The organism is Sphingobacterium sp. GQ94, from assembly GCF_059758715.1.
Genome location: NZ_JCAXEC010000033.1, coordinates 1 through 1,723 on the forward strand (window position 1 = coordinate 1; position 1,723 = coordinate 1,723).

Annotated in this window: 2 protein-coding genes; both read right to left on the reverse strand. The window is 41.1% G+C overall.

What is annotated here, in order from left to right; translation table 11 throughout:
• Nucleotides 1-84: 84 nt before the first annotated feature.
• Nucleotides 85-822 (reverse strand): IS21-like element helper ATPase IstB, encoded by a 738-nt coding sequence (gene istB, locus AC6CHH_RS16360; RefSeq protein WP_498284786.1) that lies wholly within the window; start codon nucleotides 820-822, stop codon nucleotides 85-87.
• Between the two features lie 21 nt (nucleotides 823-843).
• Nucleotides 844-1,723, reverse strand: an 880-nt coding sequence (locus AC6CHH_RS16365) for a Mu transposase domain-containing protein (protein WP_498284787.1), incomplete at its 5' end; no start/stop codon positions are given.

Genomic DNA, 1,723 nt, shown 5'->3' on the forward strand with positions numbered 1-1,723 from the left:
TGGGTATTTCGGAGTGATGATGCCAGTGATTTCGGTCAAACCGTGCCACTTAAAAGATCATACAATTATATAAAAAAGTTGGGATTATTCCTTTTTCAATATTCCTTTTCTCTGGGATTCGCCTTTCAGATCAATTCGGTGCGAGGAGTTTACAATCCGGTCTAAAATAGCATCTGCAATGGTTCCTTCGCCCCCGATTATTTCATACCATGCCGATACCGGTATTTGAGAAGATATAATAGTTGACCTTTTTCCATGCCGATCATCTATGATATCCATCAGTGTTTCGCGGTCCTGATTATCGAACGCTTGCAGGCCAAAGTCATCAAGTATCAACAGTTCCGCTTTGGTTAGTTTTTCTAACTCTTTGAGGTAAGTTCCATCAACTTTACTCAACTTCAGCTTTTTTATCAGTCTACCGGTCACTGTATAGAGTGTTTTTATTCCTGTAAGGCATGCTTGATTCCCCAGGGCTTGTGATAGATAACTTTTCCCCGTACCTGATGCGCCGCATATTATAATATTTTCTTTTCGCAGCACAAAGTCCAGTGTACCAAGGCGTGCGAACATGTTTTTATCCAGATTTCTTTCAGCGATGTAGTTTATATCGCCAAGACTTGCGTTCTGCCTAAAGTTCGCCAGCTTCAACAGCCTGTCAATTTTATTGTTTTCCCGTTCTTCCCATTGATGATCAGTAAGCAAGGACAGGTATTCGTCGCATGTAATACCTTCGAACCTGTTTTCCTTGACATACTGTTGATGTAATTGAGCCATAGCGCCCAAGCGCATGTTACGTAGTTTCTCAACTGTCTGATTGTTCATATTTCTGATTTTAGATTGTCATTATTCATATGCGGAAGCACCGCGTATATTACTATGAAAAGGTATATGGGGCTGTTCCTGTTCAACGGGTTCATCACAAAGAGGTAACTTGTCCATATTATTTTTAAGTATATTCTTTATCCGCAAGTAGGAACATGCGTCTGTATCCAAAGCTCTTTTGCAGGCATTATTGAGCCTCTTTGAGCCATAAGCGCGGTGCAACTGTATAATCCCTAGAGATCGCTTATAGGTTATTTCGGGGTAATCCTGAGAAGCCAGTAGTTTTTCAATACATGCTAAAACATATTCACCATGTGGCACAGCTTTTTTCTTAAAGAACTCAGGATTCCACTCCGAATAAAACTTATGTGTGCTGCTCAGATGATCTGTGTTTGTAATGTAACTCCCTTTGATTAGGTTTCGCTGATGGAGAGCAATCCGTTCCTGGTTGTAAAACACTTCAACTCGGCTTTTGGTATAGTGTATAGCAGTCTCTCTTCCAATGTAACGATATGGGACACTATAGTAACTTTTATCGGGAGAAAAGTACACATAACCCATCTTCTGGACCTTTGCTCTTTTGTAGTCCTTAAGTTCATATTCGTCAACCGGTAAGGCTTTGAGGTACTGTCGTTCGATACTCTGGAACAGTTCAATACGACTGGATTCCTTTCGTTTGAACAATAGGCTATTGTAGCGTTCCAGTAAGACGGTAATTTCTCTGTTGAGATCTCTCAGTGAGAAGAAAGTCATCTCGCGTAACGGATAGTATATACGCTGATAGGCCAAGTGTACCGCATTCTCAACCAGAGCTTTATCCTGCGGGGAATAGCTACGCGTCGGATTGATAACACAGTTATAATGGCGGGCAAAGTCTTTAAAGCTACGGTTGATATCAGCT

Coding starts and splice junctions, on each gene's coding strand:
- istB (WP_498284786.1), bottom strand. CDS start 822: ATGAACAATCAGACAGTTGAGAAACTACGTAACATGCGCTTGGGCGCT.